The organism is Candidatus Phytoplasma stylosanthis, assembly GCF_032886435.1.
GTDB lineage: Bacteria > Bacillota_I > Bacilli_A > Acholeplasmatales > Acholeplasmataceae > Phytoplasma > Phytoplasma stylosanthis.
Window position 1 is genome coordinate 1 of sequence record NZ_JAUZJP010000037.1, and the last position, 1,226, is coordinate 1,226.

Sequence of the window (1,226 nt, forward strand, 5' to 3'; positions counted from 1 at the left end):
AATATGAACAATTTAAAAAAATTAATAAAAGAAATTATTTTTCTAATTATCGGTGTCATGATCGTTTTCGCTCCCATTTATTTTATAAAAAAACATCAGGATGAAGAATTACACCAAAGTTTTATTGAATTAGATGAAAGTTTTGTCCGAATAGGAAAAGAATCAGATGAAAGTTTTGCCCGAATAGGAAAAAAATTAGATGAAGCTAGAAAACAATCCAATGATAGATTTGCTGAAGTGTGGGAAAACTTAGCTAAATTAAATAAAATCCTTAATGAATCAGAGGATAACCTTAATAAATCAATAAATGAGGAGGTCGTTACATAATGTTTAAATTAATCAAAATTCCCTTTCTTTAAAAATTACTCCATCATCTTCTTGTTGATTATTTTTCATGTTATTTCTCCTCTTGCTGCTTATTCTGGTTTTCATCGTCAAAATAAAACCAAAATACCCCTAGCTGATTCCCAAACCCTCCAACAAGAATGGTTAGCGACCCAACCCAAAATGAAAAGATATGACATTCCTGTTTTATCCAAAGAAAGTATCCCTGAAATCTTAAAATATTTTCAGATCGAAACTTCTCTTTATGGGTTGGATAACCCCTCTTATAACCCTTATGGTCGAGATTTCTTTTGCTTTGAATTAAAAGATCCCCCACCAGGTCTATTAGGAGTTTATTTGAAACCTAGAAATAATCCTTTTTGTATCCGATATCCACAAGGAGCGCGCTGCACCCTGTTTACTACACAACATTTTTTGAAGTAATTAATAATAAAGCTACCAATTATTGGTTACTTTTATTTGTTTTTGGCTCTTTTCAAATGAATTAAATTTGTTGAATTTCTTTAATTTGGAACAATTTTTTACATTCGAAAAAGTTTAAAAAAAATAACCCCTCACTATATATTTAGATACAAAATTAAAAAAAACGGCGAACAAAATGAAAAAAAATTTTTTTTAATTTTTTTTGAGTTAAAATATGAACAAGTAAAAAAATAAAGAGGTTACAAAAAAAATGGCGAATCGCAGAGAAATTGAATTACTCCAATATGCTTTAATTGATAACCTCCCGCTTTTAAAAAAAAATATTCTGTCTTTGGTTCAATTTTATCGAAAATATTTTACCGTTTGTAAAATTTTAAAATTATTAAAAATTGACCGTAATAATTATTATTATTGGCGAAAAGTACATGATAAAAATTATTTAAAAAAAATGGAAAAAA

At 27.6% G+C, this 1,226-nt stretch carries 3 protein-coding genes; all 3 read left to right on the plus strand.

Annotated features, from left to right (window positions below):
* The coding region (locus Q8777_RS02595; RefSeq protein WP_318749492.1) for a hypothetical protein at nucleotides 1-327 on the plus strand (327 nt) is incomplete at its 5' end.
* Between the two features lie 51 nt (nucleotides 328-378).
* A complete protein-coding gene (locus tag Q8777_RS02600; protein WP_318749493.1) occupies nucleotides 379-768 on the plus strand; it encodes a hypothetical protein in 390 nt (129 codons plus the stop codon).
* 250 nt (nucleotides 769-1,018) lie between these two features.
* Nucleotides 1,019-1,226 (plus strand): hypothetical protein (locus tag Q8777_RS02605; RefSeq protein ID WP_318749442.1); only part of this gene is annotated, 208 nt, incomplete at its 3' end.